The sequence below is a fragment of the Pseudomonas syringae genome (genome assembly GCF_002157375.1).
GTDB lineage: Bacteria > Pseudomonadota > Gammaproteobacteria > Pseudomonadales > Pseudomonadaceae > Aquipseudomonas > Aquipseudomonas syringae_T.
This window is the reverse complement of record NZ_MTSA01000033.1, coordinates 1-23925: the sequence shown is the minus strand read 5'-3', so window position 1 is coordinate 23925 and position 23925 is coordinate 1. Positions and strand designations below refer to the sequence as shown.

Annotated in this window: 18 protein-coding genes and 1 pseudogene; 8 read left to right on the top strand and 11 right to left on the bottom strand. The window is 61.2% G+C overall.

Going from position 1 to position 23925, the window contains the following annotated elements:
- A pseudogene (locus BW686_RS25490) lies at positions 1–110 on the top strand (threonine dehydratase); the annotation flags it as partial.
- Between the two features lie 385 nt (positions 111–495).
- The gene (locus BW686_RS25480) at positions 496–924 is read left to right on the top strand and encodes a DUF2269 family protein (RefSeq protein ID WP_084920873.1); all 429 of its coding nucleotides are present in this window, start codon (positions 496–498) and stop codon (positions 922–924) included.
- A gap of 13 nt (positions 925–937) precedes the next feature.
- Here the strand turns inward: BW686_RS25480 and BW686_RS25475 are convergent, their stop codons facing one another.
- On the bottom strand, positions 938–1594 hold the full coding sequence (locus BW686_RS25475; RefSeq protein ID WP_084920871.1) for an HAD family hydrolase: 657 nt from the start codon (positions 1592–1594) through the stop codon (positions 938–940).
- 142 nt (positions 1595–1736) lie between these two features.
- Here BW686_RS25475 and BW686_RS25470 point away from each other — a divergent pair, with 142 nt between their 5' ends.
- The 4 genes from BW686_RS25470 (at position 1737) to BW686_RS25455 (ending at position 6756) form a co-directional block, all read left to right on the top strand.
- Positions 1737–2216, top strand: coding sequence for an RNA pyrophosphohydrolase (locus BW686_RS25470; RefSeq protein WP_084920869.1), 480 nt, complete (start codon positions 1737–1739; stop codon positions 2214–2216).
- A gap of 21 nt (positions 2217–2237) precedes the next feature.
- The gene (gene ptsP, locus BW686_RS25465; protein ID WP_002555744.1) at positions 2238–4517 is read left to right on the top strand and encodes a phosphoenolpyruvate--protein phosphotransferase; all 2280 of its coding nucleotides are present in this window, start codon (positions 2238–2240) and stop codon (positions 4515–4517) included.
- Between the two features lie 402 nt (positions 4518–4919).
- Entirely contained in the window at positions 4920–5732 is an 813-nt protein-coding gene (gene lgt, locus BW686_RS25460) for a prolipoprotein diacylglyceryl transferase (RefSeq protein ID WP_084920867.1), read from the top strand.
- A gap of 52 nt (positions 5733–5784) precedes the next feature.
- Complete coding sequence (locus tag BW686_RS25455) at positions 5785–6756, top strand: thymidylate synthase (RefSeq protein WP_084920865.1); 972 nt, start codon at positions 5785–5787, stop codon at positions 6754–6756.
- A gap of 266 nt (positions 6757–7022) precedes the next feature.
- On the opposite strand, the gene cadR is transcribed toward BW686_RS25455, so the two are convergent.
- Positions 7023–7469: a Cd(II)/Pb(II)-responsive transcriptional regulator gene (gene cadR / locus BW686_RS25450; RefSeq protein ID WP_084920862.1), complete on the bottom strand. Its 447-nt coding sequence runs from the start codon at positions 7467–7469 to the stop codon at positions 7023–7025.
- Between the two features lie 85 nt (positions 7470–7554).
- Between cadR and BW686_RS25445 the strand changes: the two genes are divergently transcribed.
- Positions 7555–9813 (top strand): heavy metal translocating P-type ATPase, encoded by a 2259-nt coding sequence (locus BW686_RS25445; RefSeq protein ID WP_084920860.1) that lies wholly within the window; start codon positions 7555–7557, stop codon positions 9811–9813.
- A gap of 202 nt (positions 9814–10015) precedes the next feature.
- On the opposite strand, the gene hutG is transcribed toward BW686_RS25445, so the two are convergent.
- The 9 genes from hutG to hutU all read right to left on the bottom strand — a co-directional run bounded on the left by hutG (position 10016) and on the right by hutU (position 21219).
- A complete protein-coding gene (hutG, locus tag BW686_RS25440) occupies positions 10016–10816 on the bottom strand; it encodes an N-formylglutamate deformylase (RefSeq protein ID WP_084920857.1) in 801 nt (266 codons plus the stop codon).
- A 13-nt stretch (positions 10817–10829) separates the two neighbouring features.
- A complete protein-coding gene (hutI, locus tag BW686_RS25435) occupies positions 10830–12035 on the bottom strand; it encodes an imidazolonepropionase (RefSeq protein ID WP_084920854.1) in 1206 nt (401 codons plus the stop codon).
- Positions 12036–12050: 15 nt separating this feature from the next.
- Positions 12051–13427 carry an amino acid permease gene (locus tag BW686_RS25430; protein ID WP_084920850.1) on the bottom strand — a complete coding sequence of 459 codons (1377 nt, stop codon included), beginning with the start codon at positions 13425–13427 and terminating at the stop codon, positions 12051–12053.
- Between the two features lie 102 nt (positions 13428–13529).
- Complete coding sequence (gene hutH, locus BW686_RS25425; RefSeq protein ID WP_084920847.1) at positions 13530–15077, bottom strand: histidine ammonia-lyase; 1548 nt, start codon at positions 15075–15077, stop codon at positions 13530–13532.
- 56 nt (positions 15078–15133) lie between these two features.
- Positions 15134–16675 (bottom strand): histidine ammonia-lyase, encoded by a 1542-nt coding sequence (hutH, locus tag BW686_RS25420; protein ID WP_084920844.1) that lies wholly within the window; start codon positions 16673–16675, stop codon positions 15134–15136.
- Between the two features lie 12 nt (positions 16676–16687).
- Positions 16688–17518 carry a quaternary amine ABC transporter ATP-binding protein gene (locus BW686_RS25415; RefSeq protein WP_084920841.1) on the bottom strand — a complete coding sequence of 277 codons (831 nt, stop codon included), beginning with the start codon at positions 17516–17518 and terminating at the stop codon, positions 16688–16690.
- A complete protein-coding gene (locus BW686_RS25410; RefSeq protein ID WP_005733871.1) occupies positions 17515–18366 on the bottom strand; it encodes an ABC transporter permease in 852 nt (283 codons plus the stop codon). The genes BW686_RS25415 and BW686_RS25410 overlap by 4 nt, the downstream gene beginning before the upstream one ends.
- A gap of 73 nt (positions 18367–18439) precedes the next feature.
- On the bottom strand, positions 18440–19408 hold the full coding sequence (locus tag BW686_RS25405; RefSeq protein ID WP_084920839.1) for an ABC transporter substrate-binding protein: 969 nt from the start codon (positions 19406–19408) through the stop codon (positions 18440–18442).
- A gap of 113 nt (positions 19409–19521) precedes the next feature.
- Positions 19522–21219 (bottom strand): urocanate hydratase, encoded by a 1698-nt coding sequence (gene hutU, locus BW686_RS25400; RefSeq protein ID WP_084920878.1) that lies wholly within the window; start codon positions 21217–21219, stop codon positions 19522–19524.
- A 635-nt stretch (positions 21220–21854) separates the two neighbouring features.
- On the opposite strand from hutU, the gene betT reads away from it, so the two are divergent.
- Positions 21855–23810: a choline transporter BetT gene (gene betT / locus BW686_RS25395; RefSeq protein ID WP_179149387.1), complete on the top strand. Its 1956-nt coding sequence runs from the start codon at positions 21855–21857 to the stop codon at positions 23808–23810.
- Positions 23811–23925 lie beyond the last annotated feature (115 nt).

Sequence of the window (23925 nt, the reverse complement as noted above, 5' to 3'; positions counted from 1 at the left end):
TGGTGGTGCCCGAAGATGAGCGGCATCTGGTCGGCGCGGCGCTGGACGAGATTGGCTACCCGTACTGGGACGAGAGCGAGAACCCGGCGTACCGGCTGTTTTTGGGCTGAGGCCTGGACGCAGAGCGTCCAGACCGGCATGCCCACGCGGAGCATGGGCACGATGGATGTTCTCTGGGCACCTATGATTATCGTCCCCACGCTCCAGCGTGGGAATGCAGTTCACGACGCTCCGCGTTGCAAGAGGACGCAGAGCGTCCAGACCGGCATGCCCACGCGGAGCATGGGCACGATAGATGTTCTCTGGACACCCATGATTATCGTCCCCACGCTCCAGCGTGGGGACGCAGTTCACGACGCTCCGCGTCGCAAGAGGACGCAGAGCGTCCAGACCGGCATGCCCATGCAGAACATGGGCACGATAGCGCTCAAGGCGCGACTCTTGTGTCCGCGCTGTTAAACTCACCCAAGCCCGATCCAAAAGGAACACCGCGTCATGGAACCCATCACCGCCCTCAATACCCTGCACATCGTCGCCATCGCGTTGTTGCTGATCAGCGCGCTGGTGTTGGCCAGCGGGGTGGTCAAGGTGCGTCTTGAGGGCGACACGACCATCCAGAATCGCCTGCTCAAGCGGCCTTTGGTGTTTTTCTGGGTGCTGATGGCGGTTTGCCTGGCGATACTGCCGTTCAGCGGATGGTGGCTGGTGCATTTGAAAGGGTTGTCGCTGGGCCAGACCTGGGTGCTGGGCAGCAGCGTGCTTTACACGCTGGGACTGTGCAGTTGGGTCTGGCTAGTTGTCAGGCTCAACGGCTTGCGCCTTGGCGCAGCCAGAGGCAGGCGAGGCTTCACCGTAGCGCTGACGGTGATCAGTGTCGTGTGCTTTGTGACAATGGCCGGCCTGACGGGCTTCAAACCGGCCTGAGTGTTCCCGCGAATCAGTGACGCAAGGTGATTACCGGCCAGCCACGTCGCTCGGCTTCTGCGCGCAGTTTGGCGTCCGGGTCGACCGCCACCGGGTTGGAGACCTGCTCCAGCAGCGGCAGGTCATTCATCGAGTCGCTGTAGAAATAGCTGCCCTCCAGGCTGAACGCATTGTCTTCCAGCCATTGGTTGAGGCGCGTCACCTTGCCCTCACGGAAGCATGGAATGCCCGTCGTGCGGCCGGTATAGCGCCCGTCAACCATCTCGCACTCGGTCGCCAGCAGCGTATCGATCCCCAGGCGTGCCACAATCGGCGCCGTTACAAAACGATTGGTGGCCGTGATCACCACCAGCTTGTCGCCTGCCGCCCGATGCTTGCCAATCAGCTCCAGCGCTTTGGGCAGCATCATGGGTTCGATGCAGTCACGCATGAACTCACGGTGCCATTCCTCAAGCTGAGCCATGTCGGTCTTGCCCAGAATTTCCAGCGTGAAATTCAGGTAATCGGTCATGTTGAGCGTGCCGGCCATGTAATCGTTATAAAACTCGTCATTGCGGGTTTTGTAGATGGCGGCATCAAGGATCCCGCGCTGGCACAGATAATCGCCCCAGGCGTGATCGCTGTCGCCGCCCAGAAGTGTGTTGTCGAGGTCGAATAAAGCCAGGCGCATAGGGTTACTCGCTGAAATAGTTGAAAAAAGAGCCTCAGAATACGAGGTTTTCACAAGTCTTCACATAAGGTGATAAGCCTCGTTGCTGGTTTGATCGCCTTTGTGGAACAATGCGGCGACATGCGTTTGCGAGGTTGTTGCCGTGATCGACCCCGATGGTTTCCGTCCTAATGTCGGGATTATTCTGACAAACGATGCTGGTCAGGTCCTATGGGCTCGGCGAATTAACCAGGATGCCTGGCAGTTTCCCCAAGGTGGTATAAACCCGCAGGAGACGCCGGAAGACGCGCTTTATCGTGAATTGAACGAAGAAGTCGGGCTTGAACCACAGGATGTGCAAATACTTGCCTGCACTCGGGGCTGGTTGCGCTATCGTCTGCCGCAACGATTGGTCCGTACCCACAGCCAGCCGCTGTGTATCGGCCAGAAGCAAAAATGGTTTCTCCTGCGCCTGGTCTCCAACGAGCAGCGGGTGCGGATGGATTTGACCGGTAAACCGGAGTTCGATGGCTGGCGCTGGGTCAGTTATTGGTACCCGTTAGGCCAGGTGGTGACATTCAAGCGCGAGGTGTACCGACGCGCACTCAAAGAGCTTGCCCCGCGCCTGTTATCGCGCGACTGACACGGAGTTCGACCCCGAGCCATGCTCAATACGCTGCGCAAGATCGTCCAGGAAGTTAACTCCGCCAAGGATCTCAAGGCGGCGTTGGGCATTATTGTGTTACGCGTCAAGGAGGCCATGGGCAGCCAGGTCTGCTCGGTCTACCTGCTCGATGCCGAAGTGAACCGCTTTGTCCTGATGGCTTCCGAAGGCCTCAACAAGCGCTCCATCGGCAAGGTCAGCATGGCGCCGAACGAAGGCCTCGTCGGCCTGGTCGGTACACGCGAAGAACCGCTGAACCTCGAAAACGCTGCAGACCACCCTCGTTATCGCTACTTTGCCGAAACCGGTGAAGAGCGTTACGCCTCCTTCCTCGGCGCGCCGATCATCCACCACCGTCGGGTGGTCGGCGTGTTGGTGATCCAGCAAAAGGAGCGCCGTCAGTTCGACGAGGGCGAAGAAGCCTTCCTCGTCACCATGAGTGCGCAACTGGCGGGCGTTATTGCTCACGCCGAGGCCACTGGCTCGATCCGCGGTCTGGGTCGTCAAGGCAAGGGCATCCAGGAAGCCAAGTTCGTCGGCGTGGCCGGTTCTCCGGGTGCCGCCGTCGGTGTTGCGGTGGTCATGCTGCCACCCGCCGACCTGGAAGTGGTGCCGGACAAGACCGTCACTGACATCGCCGCTGAACTGGCACTGTTCCAGAATGCGCTGGAGGGCGTGCGCAATGACATGCGCACGCTGTCCGCGAAGCTCGCCACGCAATTGCGTCCTGAAGAGCGTGCGCTGTTCGACGTCTACCTGATGATGCTCGATGACGCCTCGCTCGGCAGCGAGGTGACTGATGTCATCAAGACCGGCCAGTGGGCGCAGGGCGCCTTGCGCTCGGTGGTCAGCGAGCACGTCAAACGCTTTGAGCTGATGGACGATGCCTACCTGCGCGAGCGGGCATCGGACGTCAAGGACCTGGGTCGTCGTCTGCTGGCGTATCTTCAGGAAGCGCGGCAACAGGCACTGGTCTACCCCGACAACACGATCCTTGTCAGCGAAGAGCTGACCCCGGCCATGCTCGGCGAAGTGCCGGAAGGCAAGCTTGTCGGTCTGGTGTCGGTGCAAGGTTCCGGCAACTCCCACGTTGCGATTCTGGCGCGGGCGATGGGTATCCCCACGGTCATGGGCCTGGTGGATTTTCCATACTCCAAGGTCGATGGCATCGACCTGGTGGTTGACGGCTATCACGGCGAAGTCTTCACCAACCCCAGCGAGATCATGCGCAAGCAGTTCGGCAAGGTGGTGGAGGAGGAGCGTCAGCTTTCCCAGGGCCTCGATGCGCTGCGTGAACTGCCGTGCGTCACCCTCGACGGTCACCGTATGCCGCTGTGGGTCAACACCGGCCTGCTGGCCGATGTCGCACGCGCCCAGCAGCGCGGCGCCGAAGGGGTGGGCCTGTACCGCACCGAAGTGCCGTTCATGATCAACCAGCGTTTCCCGAGTGAAAAGGAACAGCTGGCCATCTACCGCGAGCAGCTGGCGGCCTTCCATCCGCTGCCGGTGACCATGCGCAGCCTGGACATCGGCGGCGACAAGTCGCTGTCCTACTTCCCGATCAAGGAAGACAACCCGTTTCTCGGCTGGCGCGGTATTCGCGTCACCCTCGACCACCCGGAAATCTTTCTGGTCCAGACCCGGGCCATGCTCAAGGCCAGCGAGGGCCTGAACAACCTGCGCATTCTGCTGCCGATGATTTCCAGCACCCATGAAGTGGAAGAGGCGCTGCACCTGATCCACCGTGCCTGGGGCGAAGTGCGCGACGAAGGCACCGACGTGCCGATGCCGCCTGTGGGCGTGATGATCGAAGTGCCAGCGGCGGTCTACCAGACCCGTGATCTGGCGCGTCAGGTGGATTTCCTTTCGGTCGGCTCCAACGACCTGACCCAATACCTGCTGGCGGTCGACCGCAACAACCCGCGTGTGGCCGATCTCTATGACTACCTGCACCCGGCGGTGCTGCAGGCGCTGCAAAGCGTAGTGCGCGATGCCCACGCCGAGGGCAAGCCGGTCAGCATCTGCGGCGAAATGGCCGGCGATCCGGCCGCCGCGGTGTTGCTGATGGCGATGGGCTTCGACAGCCTGTCGATGAACGCCACCAACCTGCCGAAGGTGAAGTGGATGCTGCGCCAGATCAACCTCAGCAAGGCCAAGGAACTGCTTGCGCAGTTGATGACCAACGACAACCCGCAAGTCATCAGCAGCTCGCTGCAACTGGCACTGAAAAACCTCGGCCTGTCGCGGATGATCAACCCGAGCTCGGTCAAAGGGCACTAATCCTTACGCAAAGCATGCGCACGATAGTTGAGATTATCGTTCCTTACGCTCTAGTGGGTACACATTGCCCCCGTGGGAGCGAACTTGTTCGCGAATAGGCCGGTGTGATCGCCGAAAATGCATCGTCTGAAACGCCGTCTTCGTGAACAATGCGGATCGCCGCCCCCGGTCACTCCCGCCCACCCACGCGCCGCCTGTCTCAAAACCGGACGCAGAGCGTCCAGAAAGGCGCTACCACGCGGAGCGTGGGAGCGATACCGTACGGCTGGACACATCAGGAGCACCTTTTTTCACTTCGTTCAGGCAGCTTCCATCGGTCGCCGCTAGAGCATCCTGCCGGGCTCCGGTAACATGCGCGCCTGATTCAGTCGCTCGCAAGGGCGTTCCAATTGAGGACTCGCAATGCTGCCTTACCCGCAGATTGACCCGGTAGCCGTCGCTATCGGCCCGCTGCAAATTCACTGGTACGGTTTGATGTACCTGGTCGGTATCGGCGGCGCCTGGCTGCTTGCATCGCGTCGCTTGAACAAATTCGACCCGACCTGGACCAAAGAAAAACTCTCCGACCTGATTTTCTGGCTGGCCATGGGCGTCATCGTCGGTGGGCGGTTGGGCTATGTGCTGTTCTACGACCTGTCAGCCTACCTTGCCAACCCGCTGCTGATCTTCGAAGTGTGGAAGGGTGGCATGGCGTTCCACGGCGGCTTTGTCGGCGTGATGATCGCGGCGTGGTGGTTCGGCAAGCGCAACGGCAAAAGCTTCTTCCAGTTGATGGACTTCGTTGCTCCGCTGGTGCCGATTGGTCTGGGCGCCGGGCGGATCGGCAACTTCATCAACGCCGAACTGTGGGGCAAACCGACCGACGTGCCGTGGGCAATGGTCTTCCCGCCTTTCAGCGATCCTGCACAACTGGCGCGCCATCCGTCGCAGCTGTATCAGTTCGCACTGGAAGGCGTCGCGCTGTTCATCATCCTCAATCTTTATGCCCGCAAGCCACGCCCGACCATGGCCGTTTCCGGCATGTTCGCGCTGTTTTACGGCATTTTCCGCTTTGTGGTCGAATTCGTCCGCGTTCCTGATGCCCAGCTGGGCTATCTGGCGTGGGGCTGGGTCACCATGGGCCAGATCCTCAGCCTGCCGATGATCATCGCCGGTCTGTTCCTGATCTGGCTGGCCTACAAGCGCGACCCAGCTGCCAGCAAGGCAGCGGCTTAATACCGAAACGCCGGGTGCCCGCACCCGGCGCGTTCCACAAGGCAGGTGATTTATGAAGCAATATCTGGAACTGGTCGCGCATGTGATCAAGCACGGCACCCTGCAAGCCAACCGTACCGGCGTGAACACCATCAGCTTTCCGGGTGCGATGCTGCGTTACGACTTGAAGGAAGGGTTTCCGGCGATTACCACACGGCGCATGGCCTTCAAATCCGCCATTGGCGAAATGGTCGGTTTCTTGCGTGGTGTGAACAACGCTGCTGAGTTTCGTGAGCTGGGCTGCAAAGTCTGGGACCAGAACGCCAACGAAAACGCTCAGTGGCTGAACAACCCGTTTCGCAAGGGCGATGACGATCTGGGCGAAATCTACGGCGTGCAATGGCGCAAGTGGCCTGCCTACAAGCGCATCGACGCCGGCAACGTTGCCGCCATCGAGCTGGCCCTCGGCCAGGGCTATCGCCAGATTGCCGAATCGGAAGAGGACGGCCAGTCGTTCGTGGTGCTGTACAAAGCCATCGACCAAATTCGTCAGTGCGTCGACACCATCATCAATGACCCCGGCAGCCGCCGCATCCTGTTCCACGGCTGGAACTGCGCCCAGCTCGATGAAATGGCCCTGCCGCCGTGCCATCTGCTGTACCAGCTGCACCCCAACCCGCAGACCCGCGAAATATCCCTGACGCTGTACATCCGCTCCAACGATCTGGGCCTCGGCACGCCGTTCAACCTGACCGAAGGTGCCGCGCTGCTGAGCCTGATCGGTCGCCTGACCGGTTACACGCCGCGCTGGTTCACCTACTTCATCGGCGATGCCCATGTGTACGAGAACCACCTGGACATGCTCAACGAACAAATGACCCGCGAGCCGTACCCGATGCCAAAACTGGTGATCTCCGACCGCGTGCCGGAGTTTGCCAAGACGGGTGTTTATCAGCCTGAATGGCTGGAGCTGATCGAGCCGTCGGACTTTTCGCTGGAAGGCTATCAGCACCACCCGGCGATGACCGCGCCGATGGCGGTCTGAGCACGTGTCTTCGCTCCCGAGCTCTTGGGCTCAGTATCATCCACAAGTGCTAAAAAGCCCGGAAAACAGGTTTCTGCCCAGAGGGCGTGGGAGCTTCAGGAGGTTACGACGGCTGCGATGGGCTGCGAAGCGGCCCTGAACCTGTGTCCCCGGTTATGGCTGATGTAATGTATGTGGCGGTTTTGCTGTCGGTTCCCGACAGTTCGCGGACAAGTCCGCTCCTACTAAAACAGTAGTTCGCGGACAACCGAAGCGTCTCCTCTCAATCAATGCCCGTGACTTCTGCCCACATGTGAAGGCTCACCCTCTGGCGCTGCAACCGCTCCGGTCACTTCCAGCCTTTCCAGAATCGCGCAATGCGCTGCGGCATCATCGCTGCAACGGCGGCGCAGGTCGAGCAACTGTTCCTGGAGTGCTTGCAGGCTCGCGACCCGGGCGTTGACGTGTTCGATGTGTTCGTCAATCAGTGCGTTAACGCTCTCGCACTGGTCCTGCGGGCTGTCGCGCAGGTTCAGCAGGTTGCGAATCTCTTCCAGGGTCATGTCCAGGCTGCGGCAATTGCGGATGAACGACAGGCGTTCCATGTGCGCCTGGGTATACAGCCGGTAATTGCCGTCACTGCGGGCCGGGGCGGGCAGCAGGCCTTCACGTTCGTAGTAACGGATGGTTTCGACCTGGGTGTCGGTCAGTTTTGCCAGTTCGCCGATTTTCATTTGAACTCATCTCGATTGAGCGCTTGACCCTATAGTGGCTACAGGGTGTTCACTTGGCAACAAGCAGAATTCTGGAGCGCAACGAATGGGCACGACCATCAAGACTTCCCCCGCACATGACCACGATCACGAGCATGATCACGGAGAGCACGCGCACGAGCAAAAGCCCGCAGCCCCTGCGCACTCGTGCTGTTCCAGCGATGCGCAACCTGCGGTGGTGACGTTCAATGACGCGGCGGCGCCCGGTGGACGTCTGAGCAGCTTCCGTATTGAAGCGATGGACTGCCCGACCGAGCAGACCTTGATCCAGAACAAGCTGGGCAAACTGGCCGGCGTGCAGAAGCTTGAATTCAACCTGATCAATCGCATGCTGGGCGTCTGGCATGATTTGCCGTCCACTGACCCTATCCGCGACGCCATCAGTTCGCTGGGCATGCAGGCCGAACCGGTCGAGGAAGGCGCTGAGTCTGCCGAGCCGGCTCCCGTGGTGAAGAAACACTGGTGGCCGTTGGCGCTCTCCGGCGTGGCTGCATTGGGCGCGGAGGTGGTTCATTTCGCTTCGCTTGGCCCGACCTGGGTCGTGGCGTTGCTGGCGTTGGTGTCGATCTTCAGTTGCGGGCTGACGACTTACAAGAAGGGCTGGATCGCGCTCAAAAACTTCAACCTGAACATCAATGCCCTGATGAGCATTGCCGTGACCGGTGCGATCCTGATCGGTCAGTGGCCTGAAGCAGCAATGGTCATGTTCCTGTTCACCGTGGCCGAGCTGATCGAAGCCAAGTCGCTGGACCGTGCCCGCAATGCAATCAGCGGGCTTATGCAACTGACGCCCGAACTCGCCACCGTCAGGCAGGCGGATGGCAGCTGGCAGGAAGTTGAAGCCAAAAACGTCGAACTGGAAGCGATTGTCCGCATCAAGCCCGGCGAGCGTGTGGGGCTGGACGGTGAAGTGGTGTCCGGTAACTCGACGATTGATCAGGCATCGATTACAGGTGAAAGCCTACCGGTCGAGAAAACGGTCGGCGACAAGATTTTCGCGGGCACCATTAACCAGGCAGGGTCGTTGGAGTACCGCGTGACCGCCGCCGCAAACAACTCGACGCTGGCGCGGATCATTCACGCGGTGGAAGCGGCTCAAGGCTCACGCGCGCCGACTCAACGTTTTGTCGACAGCTTTTCGCGGATCTACACGCCGGTAGTGTTCATCGTCGCCTTGGCAGTGGCTCTGATCGCGCCGCTGTTCTTTGGCGGTGAATGGTTTGACTGGATCTACCGTGCGCTGGTGCTGCTGGTCGTTGCCTGCCCTTGCGCATTGGTGATTTCGACGCCAGTGACGATTGTCAGCGGTCTGGCAGCGGCAGCGCGCAAAGGCATCCTGATCAAGGGCGGCGTCTATCTGGAGATGGGCGAGAAACTTGATTACCTGGCCCTCGACAAGACCGGCACCCTCACGCACGGCAAGCCGGTGCAGACGGATTATGTGCCACTCAACGCTGCCGTCGCCGACAGCGCGCCGGCCATTGCCGCAAGCCTTGCGGTTCGCTCTGACCACCCGGTTTCCCAAGCGATTGCCAAGGCCGCCGATGACAGCTTGGTGCTGCATGAAGTGACTGCGTTCGAAGCGTTGGGCGGGCGGGGTGTGAAGGGCGAAGTCAACGGCCAGATGTACCACTTGGGCAACCATCGGTTGGTCGAAGAACTGGGCCTTTGCTCGCCAGCACTGGAAGCGAAGCTGGATGCACTGGAAATGCAGGGCAAGACCGTGGTGCTGTTGCTGGATGCGTCAGGTCCGATAGCGCTGTTCGCGGTGGCCGATACCGTGAAGGAAACCAGCCGTGAAGCCATCGCGCAGTTGCATGAACTGGGCATCAAGACCGTCATGCTGACCGGCGATAACCCGCACACGGCCAAGGCGATTGCTGATCAGGTCGGCATCGATGAGGCGCAGGGCAATCTGTTGCCTGCCGACAAGCTGGGGGCCATCGAGGCGCTTTACGCCCGCAACCATCGAGTGGGCATGGTGGGGGACGGGATCAACGATGCGCCGGCACTGGCTCGTGCCGAGATTGGTTTTGCGATGGCGGCTGCCGGTACGGATACGGCTATCGAGACGGCAGATGTCGCCTTGATGGACGATGATCTGCGCAAGATTCCGACATTCATTCGCCTGTCACGTCGGACGTCTGCGGTGCTCAGGCAGAACATTGTGCTGGCGATTGTGACGAAGGTGCTGTTCATCGGCATCACCTTTGCCGGCCTGGCGACCATGTGGATGGCCGTGTTTGCCGACATGGGCGTGAGCCTGCTGGTGGTGTTCAACGGGTTGCGATTGCTCAAGAAGTGATCAGTCGGGAGCGTTGATGGGCGGACGCGGAGCGTCCAGAACGGCATTCCCACGCGGAGCGTAGGAACGATAATCGCGCTTCGCTTGCTCGCGAAGAGGCCAGTACATTCCCCGGAAAATGGGGCGTTTGGGCCAACGTCTTCGTGAGCAAGCTCACTCCCACAGGTGTTGTTATCGCTCCCACGCTCTGCGTCCGATGTTGTCAGCCAAACCGTTCCTGCCCCCAGGCAATGAAGGTTTCCAGCAACGTTTTAAGCACGGCGCGCGTAGGGTCGGCCAGGTCGGGGCGGTAGTGGAAGGGCACGAACTCATCCATGTAGGTGCTTTGCGCCAGTTCCAGTTGCACGGCGTGGATGTTATTGGCCGGGTCTCCGTAGTGGCGGGTGATGTGGCCGCCCTTGAAGCGCCCGTTCAGCACATGGCTGTAGTCCTTGGCCGCTGCGCAGACCTGCTCCATTCGGCTGGCGAGTTCCGGGTCGCAGCTGACCCCATTGAAAGTGCCCAGGTTGAAGTCCGGCAGCCGTCCATCGAACAGGTGCGGGATGTGCCCGCGAATCGAGTGCGCGTCGAACAGCAGCGCATAGCCGAACTCATCGCGCATCCGCTGCAGTTCCTGCTCAAGCGTCTGGTGATAGGGCGTCCAGATCTGCTCCAGGTACCGCGCACGTTCTTCCGCACTTGGCGTCTGGCCGTCCTTGAACAACGGCACGCCATCAAACAGGATCGACGGGAACAGGCCGGTGGTTGCACCCACGTACATCGGTTTGTCGTCTGACGGCCGATTGAGGTCGATGACAAACCGCGAATACTCGGCGGCCAGCGTACTTGCGCCCAGTTCGGCGGCAAAATCATACAGGCGCGGGATGTGCCAGTCGGTGTCCGGCAGGCTCAGTGCCTCGTCCACTAAGGCCGCTTCGACCACCGGCGTCAGCTTCAGACCGGCGTGCGGCATGCTGATCAGCAGCGGGACGCGGCCACGTTTGAACGTCAGAACGTTATCCACAGGGCACACTCCTTCAGATCGATGATTCGACGCCGTGGCGCACGATGCGTTTGTCCAGATCGCCGCCCAGCCAGTACGCCAGATCAGCCGGTCGTTCGATGTTCCACGCCACGAAATCCGCCACCTTGCCGACCTCCAGCGAACCGTGTGTCGCGCTCATGCCCAGCGCTTTGGCAGCATTGAACGTGACGCCCGCCAGCGCTTCCTCAGGCGTCATGCGGAACAGCGTGCAGGCCATGTTGAGCATCAGGCGCAACGACAGGCCGGGCGACGTGCCGGGGTTCAGGTCGGTAGCAATCGCGATAGGCACGCCATGCTTGCGCAGCGCGTCCATCGGCGGCAGTTGAGTTTCACGCAGGAAGTAGAAGGCCCCCGGCAGCAATACAGCGACGGTTCCGGCAGCGGCCATGGCAATGGCGTCGTCTTCGGTCATGAACTCCAGATGGTCCGCCGACAGTGCTTTGTAGCGCGCTGCCAGACTCGACCCGCCCAGCGAAGAAAGCTGCTCGGCATGCAGTTTCACCGGCAGCGCCAGTTGCCCTGCCGTGATGAACACCTGCTCGACCTGCGCAGGCGAGAACGCCAGGTATTCACAGAACGCATCCACCGCGTCCACCAGCCCTTCGGCCGCCAGTGCGGGAAGCAGGTCGTTGCAGATGTGCTTGATGTAGTCGTCGGCACGCTCGGCGTATTCCGGTGGCAGCGCGTGGGCAGCCAGGCAAGTGGCGCGCACGGTGACCGGCTGCGTGTTGCCCAGACGACGGATCACGCGAAGGATCTTGCGCTCGTTCTCCAGGTCCAGCCCGTAGCCTGATTTCATTTCGACGGTGGTCACGCCGTCCTTGAGCAAGTGCCGCAGACGACGCTCGGCGCTGGCATACAGTTCATCTTCGCTGGCGGCGCGAGTCGCGCGCACCGTGCTGGCGATACCACCGCCTGCTGCGGCGATCTCGGCGTAGCTCACCCCTTGCAGGCGCTGTTCGAACTCGCCGCTGCGGTTGCCACCGAAGACCGTGTGCGTGTGGCAGTCGATCAGGCCGGGCGTGACCCACGCGCCGCCCAGATCAATGCAGTTGTCATGCTCCGGCTCGATCAGTTCAGCCTGAGGCCCGATCCACTCGATGAGCGCTCCGGAGGTCACGATGGCGGCATCCTCGATGATCGAGTATTTGCCGTGTGCCATGCTTGCGATGTGACAGTTCTTCCAGAGCGTTTTCATTCCGGGCCTCTTGGGTCAATAGGTTTTGTTGAGCGCCTTTGGCTTGACCCACAACCTGTAGGCGATGAGCAGCAGCACAATCCAGATGGCGCCGACGATCAAGGCTGCACGGTTGTCCGGGAAATAGCCCAGCACGCCGAAGATGAACAGCATGAAGACGATGGCGGCAGCCGGTCCGTAAGGCCAGAACGGCACCGCGAATTTCAGGTGCGCAGCCTCTTCGCGGCTCATCGAGCGGCGCATGGCGACCTGAGTCAGCAGGATCATCAGCCAGACCCAGACGGTGGCGAAGGTTGCCAGCGACGCGATCAGCAGAAACACGTTTTTCGGGATCAGGTAATTGAGCAGCACGCCGCCCAGCAGCGTCACGCCCATTACCAGCACGGTCATCCACGGCACGCCCTGACGCGACAGACGCGCAAAGCTCGCCGGAGCCTGACCGTCACGCGCCAGGCCGTACATCATCCGGCCTGCGCCGAAGATGTCGCTGTTGATGGCTGACACCGCCGCCGAGATCACCACGATGTTGAGAATGGTCGCTGCCGAGGCGATGCCCAGATTGTCGAAAATCTGCACGAACGGGCTGCCCTGGGTGCCGATCTGCGGCCAGGGGTAAATGCACATCAGCACAAACAGCGTCAGCACGTAGAACAGCAGAATGCGCAATGGCACCGCGTTGATCGCCTGCGGCAGGCTGCGCTGCGGGTCTTTGGCCTCACCGGCGGTAATACCGATGATCTCGATACCGCCGAAGGCAAACATCACCACGGCGAACGAGGCGATCAGACCGGCCACGCCGTTGGGCATGACCCCCCCGTGCGCCCACAGGTTGCTGATGCCGATTTCGGTGCCGCTGGTCGAGCTGCCGATGCCGAAAATCATGATGCCGAAACCCGCCACGATCATGGCCACAATGGCGCTGACCTTGAGGATGGACAGCCAGAATTCGGTTTCGCCGAAGACCTTCACGTTGCACAGGTTGAGCGCGCCGATCAGGAACACGATGCCCAGCACCCAGATCCAGCGTGGCACTTCCGGAAACCAGAAACCCATGTAAATGCCGAAGGCGGTCACGTCGGCCAGGCAGACGATGATCATCTCGAAAGCGTAGGTCCAGCCCAGCACGAAACCGGCCAGCGGTCCCATGTAACGCGTGGCGTAATGGCTGAACGAACCGGACACCGGGTCGTGGACGGCCATTTCGCCCAGCGCACGCATCACCATGTACACCGCCGCGCCGCCGATCAGGTACGCCAGCAGTACGGCGGGACCGGCCTGTTGAATCGCCGAGGCCGAGCCGTAGAACAACCCTGTGCCGATGGCAGAGCCCAGGGCCATGAAGCGGATGTGGCGGGCGGATAACCCGCGTTTCAAACCATCTTGTGACGTCATTTCAGGTCCATTTCATTACAGGTATGGCAAAAGCCGCGAGGACGCCTGCATCCGGCTTCCCGCAGCGATGACCAAGGCGAGCCCTGCCAGGCTCGCGGTGCATCACAGACTCGGTAGCAGACGTGCAGGAACCAGCGGGTTCAGGCAAGTGGAGGACAACAGCTGACTGGCAGCTTCGATGTCCGGTGCAAAAAAGCGGTCCTTTTCATAGAACGGGACCTTGCTGCGCAACAGGCTGCGGGCTTGCTCCAGCTTTGGAGAGGTTTTCAGCCCCTCGCGCAAGTCCAGACCCTGGCAGGCAGCCAACCATTCTACGGCAAGAATCCCGCGAACGTTTTCCGCCATTTCCCATAACCGCTTGCCAGCGGCCGGGGCCATCGACACATGGTCTTCCTGATTGGCAGAGGTCGGCAGGCTGTCGACACTGTGCGGATGGGCCAGCGCCTTGTTTTCGCTGGCCAGCGCGGCGGCCGTGACCTGCGCGATCATGAAGCCGGAATTGACGCCTCCGTTGGCCACCAGGAACGGCGGCAGCTGCGACATGTGCTTGTCCATCATCAACGAAATACGGCGTTCGCTGAGCGAGCCAATCTCGGCGATGGCCAGCGCCAGATTGTCTGCCGCCATCGCGACAGGCTCCGCATGAAAATTGCCACCGGATATGACGTCGTTCTCGGCAGCGAACACCAGCGGGTTGTCAGACACCGCGTTGGATTCGATTTCCAGCACCTCGGCGGCCTGGCGCAACTGGGTCAGGCATGCACCCATCACTTGAGGCTGGCAGCGCAGCGAGTAGGGGTCCTGAACCTTGTCGCAATTGCGGTGCGACTCCGACACGCTACTGCTTTCGCCCAGCAGATCGCGGTAGCAGGCCGCCGCATCGATCTGCCCGCGCTGACCGCGTGCCGCGTGAATGCGCGCATCGAAAGGCGAGCGTGAGCCGAGCACCGCTTCGACCGTCAGCGAGCCACAGGTCAGTGCGGCGGCGAACAGGTCTTCACCCTCGAACAGGCCGCGCAGTGCGTAAGCGGTGGACACTTGCGTGCCGTTGAGCAGGGCGAGCCCTTCCTTGGCCGCCAGCGTCAGCGGCTGCAACCCCGCGACAGCCAGTGCATCGACGGCATTCAGCCATTCACCTTTGTAGCGCGCCTTGCCTTCACCCAGCAGCACCAGCGACATGTGCGCCAGCGGAGCCAGGTCGCCGGAAGCGCCGACCGAACCCTTGAGCGGGATGTGTGGGTAAACCTCGGCATTGATCAGCGCGATCAGCGCATCGATCACCACCCGACGGATGCCCGAGAAACCACGGCTCAGGCTGTTGACCTTGAGCACCATGATCAGCCGCACCAGATCATCGCTGATCGGCTGGCCGACACCGGCTGCATGCGACAGCACCAGTGAGCGTTGCAGGTTTTCCAGGTCCTCGCTGGCGATCCGCGTGGACGCCAGCAGGCCGAAACCGGTGTTGATGCCGTAGGCAGTCCGGTTCTCGGCCAGAATGCGCTCGACGCAGGCGACGCTGTCGTCGATCTGCTGATTCGCGCTGCTGTCCAGCGTCAGGGTGACCGGCTGCTGATGAATGGCGCGCAGTTGCGCCAGGGTCAATTGGCCGGGGATCAGGTTCAGCGTCTGGGCAGATGAGGTGGTCACGATGCAACGACTCCTTGAGTGATGTCAGCAACGGCTTGTGGCCGTCAGCCGCTTTTTTATGGGGTTGCCGCATGATCGCGGCAGTGCTGGAAAACCCTTTCCAGCGATGTATCGTCTTTGAGCAGCGCGGCGCTGCTGGCGATATCCGGGGCCAGCCAGCGGTCTTCGTCGTAGGCTGGGACCCGCTCGCGCAGCAGCCGCCAGGCCGCGTTTGTACCGACGCCCAAACGCTGCGTCTTGAGAAATTCGAATGCCTGAGCTGCCAGCAGATACTCGATGGCCAGAACCTGCGTGGCGTTGCCCAGCACCTTGTGCAGCTTGAGCGCGGCGCTGGTGCCCATGCTCAGGTGATCTTCCTGCAGGCCGGACGTGACGTAGTTGTCGACCACCGCCGGTTGCGCCATTTGACGGTTTTCTGCGCACAGCGAGGCGGCGACATACTGCACGATCATCATCCCCGAGTTGACCCCCGGCTCGCTGACCAGAAAGGCCGGCAGGCCACTGACCATCGGGTTGATCAGGCGGTCCAGCCGACGCTCGGCGATGGAACCCAGTTCAGCGAACGCCATGCACAGCACGTCCGCCGCCATCGCCACCGACTGGCCATGCGGGTTGGCCTGAGACACCACGCGCCAGGCCTCGGGCGTGCCGAGCAGCATCGGGTTGTCCGTCACCGAGTTCAGTTCGGTCTCGATCTGGCGAATGGCGTGGTCCAACTGGTCGCGGGTCGCGCCGTGTACCTGGGGAATCGAGCGAATGCTCAGCGCGTCCTGAGTGCGAATGCCCTGGCTGCTGGCCAGTACTTCGCTGCCGGCCAACAAGCTGCGCAGGTTCTTGCCCACCTGCTGCATGCCCGGATGGGGTTTGAGCGCGAGGATGCTTTCATCGAACGCATCGAGTTGGCCGCGCAACGCTTCGAAGGTCATTGCGCCGATCACGTCGGCCCATTGGCTCAGACGCTCGGCATCGGCGATGGCCAGACAGCTCAGGCCGGTCATGCAGGGTGTGCCGTTGACCAGGCACAGCCCGTCCTTGGCGCCGAGCGTTACCGGGGCCAGATGTTCCTCATTCAACGCCTGCTCAGCCGGAACGATTCGCCCGCGATAACTGACCTGACCAACGCCCAGCAGCGCAATACCGACGTGCGCCATGTGGGTCAGGTAACCCACCGAGCCCTGCGACGGTACTTGCGGGGTAATGCCCCGGTTGAGCAAGGCCAGCAGCGCTTCGACTACCTGGCGGTGGATGCCGGATTTGCCCTGGCTGTAGTTGAGAATGGCGGAGCAGATGATTGCGCGGGTCTGTTCGTCGGTCAGCGGCGCACCGACGCCGCAGGCATGGCTGAGCAGCGTATTGCGTGACAGGCGGCTGAGTTCGTCACCTTGTAGCGACACATTGCACAGCGCGCCCAGCCCGGTGTTCACGCCATAGGCGCGTTCGCCGCTGGCCACGATCTGCTGAACGATGGCCTGGGCGTTATCGATTCGTGCCCATGCGGCGTCCGACAGACGCAATTGCGCGCCATACCGGGCTACGGTGACGACGTCCTGCCAGCCCAGCGGGGCTTCACCGATGACGATCTGTTCGGCTCGCGACATCTGCAACAGTCCTTAAAGAGTGGCCACGCGGCGCTGAACGAAACGATCCACATAATCGTCGGCAGGCGAATGGAGAATTTCTTTCGGCGTGCCCACCTGAATCAACCGTCCGTCCTTGAGGATCGCGATGCGGTTGCCGATGCGCACGGCTTCGTCCAGATCGTGGGTGATGAACACGATGGTTTTATGAAGGCTGGCTTGCAGTTCCAGCAACTGGTCCTGCATCTCGGCACGAATCAACGGGTCGAGAGCGCTGAACGCTTCGTCCATCAGGATGATGTCGGTATCGGCTGCCAGCGCTCGTGCCAGGCCGACCCGTTGGCGCATGCCGCCAGAAAGCTGATGCGGGTATTTGTTTTCGTAGCCCTTCAGGCCGACGGTGGTGACCCAGTGCTGCGCGCGTTCCTGACACAGCGCCTTGCTCTCGCCGCGCACTTTCAGGCCGTAGGCCACGTTGGCCAGCACGGTCTTGTGCGGCAACAGGCCGAAGCTTTGAAACACCATGCTGATCTTGTGCCGACGGAATTGGCGCAGGGCCTCCATGTCGTAACGCAGGATGTCTTCGCCATCGACCAGAATCTCGCCGCTGGTCGGGTCGATCAGCCGGTTGAAGTGGCGCACCAGCGTCGATTTGCCGGAACCGGACAGGCCCATGATGACGAAAATTTCGCCGCTGCCAATCGACAGCGACAGGTCGTTGACCCCGACCACGCAGCCGGTCTGTGCCAGCACCTGATCCTTGCTCTGGTTCTGTTTGATCAACGCCAGCGCATCCTTCGAGCGGTTGCCGAAAATCTTGAACACGTTTTTGACGACGATCTTGTTCGGTTCCACGCTGCTCATTTGTGCGCCTCATGCCGTGGGCGGCCATAGGCCTGCGTGATACGGTCGATGACGACCGCCAGAATGACGATGGCCAGCCCGGCCTCCAGCCCGCGCCCGACGTTGAGGGTCTGAATGCCCACCAGCACGTCTTCGCCCAGCCCGCGTGCGCCGATCATCGACGCAATGACCACCATCGACAGCGCCATCATGGTGGTCTGGTTGATGCCGGCCATGATGCTCGGCATGGCCAGCGGCAATTGCACGCCGAACAGTTGCTGCCAGCGATTGGCGCCGAACGCGTTGATCGCTTCCATCACTTCGCCGTCTACCTGGCGAATGCCCAGGTCGGTCAGGCGGATCAATGGCGGCGCGGCATAGATCACGGTGGCGAAGATGGCCGGGACCTTGCCCAGCCCGAACAGCATCAGCACCGGGATCAGGTAAACGAAGCTGGGCATGGTCTGCATGATGTCCAGCAGCGGCATCAGCACCGAGCGCAGGCGATTGCTGCGCGCGGACAGGATGCCCAGCGGAATGCCGATCAGTACCGCAATGATCGTGGCGACCAGCATCAGCGCCAATGTCTGCATCAGCTTGTCCCACAACCCGACCGCGCCGACCAGAAACAGCAGGCCGACGATCACCACCGTCGTGACGATCTTGCGCGTCGCGTGCCAGGCGATACCGCCGACGATGATCAGCATCAGCCACCACGGGGCCATGCGCAGCAGGCTTTCGAGGTTGACGATGGCCCACAGCAGGGTGTCGGAGATGTGCCGGAACACATCGCCGTACTGGGTCACCAACGAGTCGACCCCGTCGTTGACCCAGTTGGCGATCGAGAAAGTGAAGCTTTCAGGGAACATAAGCGGCTCTCACATAAGGTGTATCGGGTCAACGATCAGGGCAGACGACTCATCAAGCCGGCTGCCCGGACGTTTACAGCGAAGCGTCCACCTTTTTCGCGGCGTCTTCACTGACCCATTTGTGCCAGACTTCCGGGTGTTCTTTCAGGAAAATTTTCGCCAGCTTCGGCGATTCGATGCGTTCTTTGGCCATGCGCCCCAGGTTCTGGTTGAGCAGGTCTATAGGCAGGTTGACCTTCTCCAGTACCGCGACCAGTTCGGGGGCTTCGTCGTGGAACACCTTGGAAACACCGACCTTGATATCAATCGTTTTGTTGACCCCGGCTTTCTCCTCCAGACGCACCAGATCCACCTGGCCCATCAGCGGCGTCGGCGACCAGTAGTAGGTCAGAATCGGCTCGCCACGTTTGTAGCTGGAGAGAATAGCTGCATCCAGCGCAGGGCCGGTGCCTGGACGAAAGTTGGTGTACTTGCTTTCCAGGCCGTAGCTCTTGAGCATTTCGCTGTTTTCCAGCTCACAGGTCCAGCCCGCCGGGCAGTTGTAGAAGCGGCCTTTGTCGGGCTCTTCCTGATCCTTGAACACCGCCGAATACCGGGCCAGATCGCTGATGGATTTCAGGTCGGGTGCCTTGGCTTCCAGCTTGCGTTTGGCATCGCCTTCGATCACGTAGCGCGGCACGTACCAGCCTTCTACAGCACCGACGATGGGCGCGCCCACACCGACCACTTTCCCGGCGGCAGCGGCCTTGTTCCAGACCTCGCTGCGGCCGACCCATTCTTCGGCGAAAATCTGGATGTCGTTGGTGCCCAGTGCGTTTTCCATGGCGATGGAGTTGCCGGGCAGGGCATCCACCGCACAGCCGTAACCTTTGTTCAGCACGACCTGCAGAATGTCGGTCAGCAGCATGGCGCTTTCCCAGTTCAGACCGGCGAATTTCACCGGCTTGCCGGACTCACACCAGTTGGCGGCCTGGCTCGCGCCTGCGCTGGCAAGCAGGCCAGCGGATACCAGTGTGGTCAACAGGGCCTTTTTCATATTCATTGTCGATGCTCCCAAGCGTGAAATGGATGACGGCAGCTTCAATCAGGCATCCGGCCCCTGGGCGTGTTAATGCCCGTCCACGAGGTTTGTCGGCCTGATGGCCGACAGCGCCCTTAACGTCCGATCATCGGCAGGTTCAAGCCCTGCTCTTTGGCACAGTCGATGGCAATGTCGTATCCGGCGTCGGCATGGCGCATCACCCCGGTGGCCGGGTCGTTGTGCAGTACGCGGGCGATCCGTTCGGCGGCTTCATCCGTACCGTCGCAGACGATCACCATCCCGGAGTGCTGCGAAAAGCCCATGCCCACGCCGCCGCCGTGGTGCAGCGACACCCAGGTCGCGCCGCTGGCGGTGTTGAGCAGGGCGTTAAGCAGCGGCCAGTCGGAGACTGCGTCGGAGCCGTCACGCATGGATTCGGTTTCGCGGTTGGGGCTGGCGACCGAACCGGAGTCCAGATGATCGCGACCGATCGCCACCGGTGCCGACAGCTCGCCGCTGCGCACCATTTCGTTGAACGCCAGACCGAGCCGGGCGCGCTGACCCAGGCCAACCCAGCAGATGCGTGCGGGCAAGCCCTGAAAACTGATGCGCTCGCGGGCCATGTCCAGCCAGTTGTGCAGGTGTTCGTCGTCCGGGATCAGTTCTTTGACCTTGGCGTCCGTCTTGTAGATGTCCTGCGGGTCACCCGACAGCGCGGCCCAGCGGAACGGCCCGATGCCACGGCAAAACAGCGGACGGATGTAGGCCGGGACGAAGCCGGGGAAGTCGAAGGCATTGGCCACGCCGACTTCCTTGGCCATCTGGCGAATGTTGTTGCCGTAGTCGAAGGTCGGAATACCGGCTTGCTGGAAGGCCAGCATGGCCTCGACGTGTTCAGCCATCGACTGTTTGGCGGCATTGACGACATTGGCCGGCTCACTCACCGAGCGGGCGCGGTACTCGTCCCAGGTCCAGCCTTTGGGCAAATAGCCGTTGAGTGGATCGTGAGCGCTGGTCTGGTCGGTGACCATGTCCGGACGAACGCCGCGACGGACCATTTCCGGCAGAATCTCTGCCGCATTGCCGCACAGGGCGATGGAAATGGCCTTGCCTTCGGCGGTGTACCTGGCGATGCGCGCCAAGGCATCGTCCAGATCAGCCGCCTGCTCGTCGACGTAGCGCGTCTTGAGGCGGAAATCGATGCGGCTTTGCTGGCATTCGATGTTCAGCGAACAGGCGCCGGCCAGTGTCGCGGCCAGTGGCTGTGCGCCGCCCATACCGCCCAGACCGGCAGTCAGCACCCAGCGGCCTTTGAGGTTGCCGTCATAGTGCTGGCGACCGGCTTCGACGAAGGTTTCGTAAGTGCCTTGAACAATGCCCTGGCTGCCGATGTAGATCCAGCTGCCCGCGGTCATCTGGCCGTACATCGCCAGGCCCTTGGCATCCAGTTCGTTGAAATGCTCCCAACTGGCCCAGTGCGGCACCAGGTTGGAGTTGGCAATCAGCACGCGCGGGGCATTGCTGTGGGTCTTGAACACGCCGACCGGTTTGCCGGACTGCACCAGCAGGGTTTCGTCATCGTTAAGGTGGGTGAGGCTTTCGACAATCTTGTCGTAGCACTCCCAGTTGCGCGCTGCGCGGCCGATGCCGCCATAGACCACCAGCTCATTGGGGTTTTCGGCGACTTCCGGGTCAAGGTTGTTCATCAGCATGCGCAACGGCGCTTCGGTCAGCCAGCTCTTGGCGGTCAGTTGAGTGCCGCGGGCTGCACGGACCTCGCCGGCGCGATGGCGGGTCCAGCCCTGCTTCAGGTCTTGATTATTCTCGGTCACAAAAAAATCCTCAGCGATCAATCCCAACCAGCCCGATCAAGGGCGAGCAGTGCCTGGCGAAGCAGGCTGATTCAGTCCGGTAGCGTGCAGGACATTTAGCCTGTCTCTACTTGTACATACAAGCATATGCAATCAAAGGACCAACTTTGTCTGAAGGCAGTATCTGGAGGCTGATATCGACGCCGGGCCTCGACGTTGCGGGGGCGGGCGAGGTGGCTGGAGGTTCAGCCTGATGGATGGAAAGGCCGTGGCGTTGTTACCGGATTGTGTTTTTGCGCAGTTTTGGGGCGGCAGGTAACAGATTGGTGCGGCAGTCAGGCCGAGCCGGGTCTCGTGAAAACCACCACGTACTGCAACATTCGAAGGCGCAGAATCGAGTCGCTCGGGCGTGGAACGAACCCGCTCTCGTACACGTCATACCCTGATCTGAGCCAGCGTTCATCGGCCCGCGATTAGTCTCTGCGGGCACTTTCATGTTTAAATTGAACGTTCATTCAAGTTAAACCGGTGGTTCGCTGCCCGCTCACAACAGGAGGCTTACCCTTGCCGTATCCGCTTTTTGCAGTTGGTTTTATCAGTCCGGAGGCACGCAACCGATGAGTTCTCCGAGCACTTCTCCCAGCGGCACGGTCCGCATGAACGCGCCAGTGTTCTATTTCGCTGCGAGCTTCATCCTGATCTTCGGCATCATCGTCATCGCGTTCCCGCAAGCCAGCGGCGCATGGCTGCTGGCTGCCCAGAACTGGGCGGCCAATACGGTCGGCTGGTATTACATGATGGTCATGACCCTGTACCTGGTCTTCGTGGTGGTCACCGCCTTGTCGGGCTTCGGCAAGATCAAGCTCGGTGCCGACCACGACGAGCCCGAGTTCAGTTACCTGTCGTGGGCCGGCATGCTGTTCGCCGCCGGGATCAGCATTACGCTGTTCTTCTTCTGCGTTTCAGAACCGCTGACACACTTGCTGCAACCGCCCCAAGGCGAAGGTGGAACCACCGAAGCCGCTCGGCAGGGCATGCAATTGCTGTTTCTGCACTGGGGCCTGCATGGCTGGGGCGTCTTTGCCTTCGTCGGCATGGCGCTGGCCTATTTCGCCTATCGACACAACCTGCCACTGGCCTTGCGTTCAGCGCTGTATCCGCTGATCGGCAAGCGCATCAACGGCCCTATCGGCTACGCGGTCGATGGCTTCGGCATCATCGCGACCATCTTCGGGCTGGGCGCAGACATGGGGTTTGGTGTGCTGCACCTGAACTCCGGTCTGGATTACTTGTTTGGCGTGGCGCACACCCACTGGATTCAGGTCGGCTTGATCACCCTGATGATGGGTGCGGCGATTCTGGTGGCCATTGCCGGTGTCGACAAAGGCGTGCGTGTCATGTCCGACATCAACATGCTGCTGGCCTGTGCGCTGCTGCTGTTCGTGCTGTTTGCCGGCCCGACCCAGCATTTGCTCAATACGCTGGTGCAGAACATCGGTGACTACCTGGGCGCGTTGCCGAGCAAGAGTTTCGATGTTTACGCCTATAACGAGCCGAGCGACTGGCTGGGCGGCTGGACCGTGTTCTACTGGGCCTGGTGGATTGCCTGGTCGCCTTTTGTCGGCCTGTTCATTGCCCGTATTTCCCGTGGCCGGACCATCCGTGAATTCGTTTTCGGTGTGCTGCTGATCCCGCTGGGCTTCACCCTGGCCTGGATGTCGATCTTCGGCAACAGCGCCATCGATCAAGTGCTCAACCACGGCATGGTCGCGTTGGGCCAGTCGGCCATCGATGATCCGTCGATGACGCTGTACCTGCTGCTGGAAACCTATCCGTGGAGCAAGACGGTGATCGCCGTCACGGTGTTCATCAGCTTCGTGTTCTTCGTCACCTCTGCCGATTCGGGCACGGTGGTGCTGTCGACGCTCTCGGCCAAAGGTGGCAACCCCGACGAAGACGGGCCGAAATGGCTGCGTGTGTTCTGGGGTGTTGCGACGGCATTGATCACCAGCGGCCTGTTGTTCTCGGGCAGTATCGACGCGCTGAAATCGGCGGTGGTCCTGACCTCGCTGCCGTTCTCGCTGATCCTGCTGCTGATGATGTGGGGCCTGCACAAAGCGTTCGTCATGGAGTCTCAGCGCAAGATCGCGCAGCTGTACTCGTTGGCGCCGGTGTCCGGTTCGCGACGCGGCGGCTGGCGTCAGCGCCTCAGCCAGGCTGTGCATTACCCGTCGCGAGACGAGGTGTACCGCTTCCTCGACCAGACCGTGCGCCCGGCGATTGAAGACGTGACGTCGGTGTTTGTCGAGAAGGGCTTGAACGTCGTCAACGTGCCAGACCCGTCCAACGACTCGGTGACCCTGGAAATCGGCCACGGCGAAGAGCGCCCGTTCATCTACCAGGTACAGATGAAAGGCTTCTTCACCCCGTCGTTCGCGCGAGGTGGCATGGGCTCCAAGCAACTGAACAACCGCCGCTATTATCGCGCCGAAGTCCACCTGAGCGAGGGCAGTCAGGATTACGACCTGGTGGGCTACACCAAGGAACAAGTCATCAACGACGTGCTCGACCAGTACGAGCGGCACATGCAGTTCCTGCACCTGGTGCGTTGATAGGGGCCTGGGAGCACTATCGGCTTTCAGGCTTCTGCCCGCAGGGCGTGGGAGCGAACGTGTTCGCGAAGACGGTATTTCAGACGAAGCATTTTCGGTGATGACACAGGCCCTT

Bases quoted from the DNA above. Each gene is read 5' to 3' on its own strand.
- betT (WP_179149387.1), top strand. From the start codon at position 21,855: ATGAACGCGCCAGTGTTCTATTTCGCTGCGAGCTTCATCCTGATCTTC.
- BW686_RS25480 (WP_084920873.1), top strand. From the start codon at position 496: ATGGAACCCATCACCGCCCTCAATACCCTGCACATCGTCGCCATCGCG.
- BW686_RS25445 (WP_084920860.1), top strand. From the start codon at position 7,555: ATGGGCACGACCATCAAGACTTCCCCCGCACATGACCACGATCACGAG.
- BW686_RS25410 (WP_005733871.1), bottom strand. From the start codon at position 18,366: ATGTTCCCTGAAAGCTTCACTTTCTCGATCGCCAACTGGGTCAACGAC.
- ptsP (WP_002555744.1), top strand. From the start codon at position 2,238: ATGCTCAATACGCTGCGCAAGATCGTCCAGGAAGTTAACTCCGCCAAG.
- BW686_RS25415 (WP_084920841.1), bottom strand. From the start codon at position 17,518: ATGAGCAGCGTGGAACCGAACAAGATCGTCGTCAAAAACGTGTTCAAG.
- hutH (WP_084920844.1), bottom strand. From the start codon at position 16,675: ATGTCGCGAGCCGAACAGATCGTCATCGGTGAAGCCCCGCTGGGCTGG.
- BW686_RS25455 (WP_084920865.1), top strand. From the start codon at position 5,785: ATGAAGCAATATCTGGAACTGGTCGCGCATGTGATCAAGCACGGCACC.
- BW686_RS25405 (WP_084920839.1), bottom strand. From the start codon at position 19,408: ATGAATATGAAAAAGGCCCTGTTGACCACACTGGTATCCGCTGGCCTG.
- BW686_RS25475 (WP_084920871.1), bottom strand. From the start codon at position 1,594: ATGCGCCTGGCTTTATTCGACCTCGACAACACACTTCTGGGCGGCGAC.
- hutI (WP_084920854.1), bottom strand. From the start codon at position 12,035: ATGAAAACGCTCTGGAAGAACTGTCACATCGCAAGCATGGCACACGGC.
- cadR (WP_084920862.1), bottom strand. From the start codon at position 7,469: ATGAAAATCGGCGAACTGGCAAAACTGACCGACACCCAGGTCGAAACC.
- BW686_RS25430 (WP_084920850.1), bottom strand. From the start codon at position 13,427: ATGACGTCACAAGATGGTTTGAAACGCGGGTTATCCGCCCGCCACATC.
- lgt (WP_084920867.1), top strand. From the start codon at position 4,920: ATGCTGCCTTACCCGCAGATTGACCCGGTAGCCGTCGCTATCGGCCCG.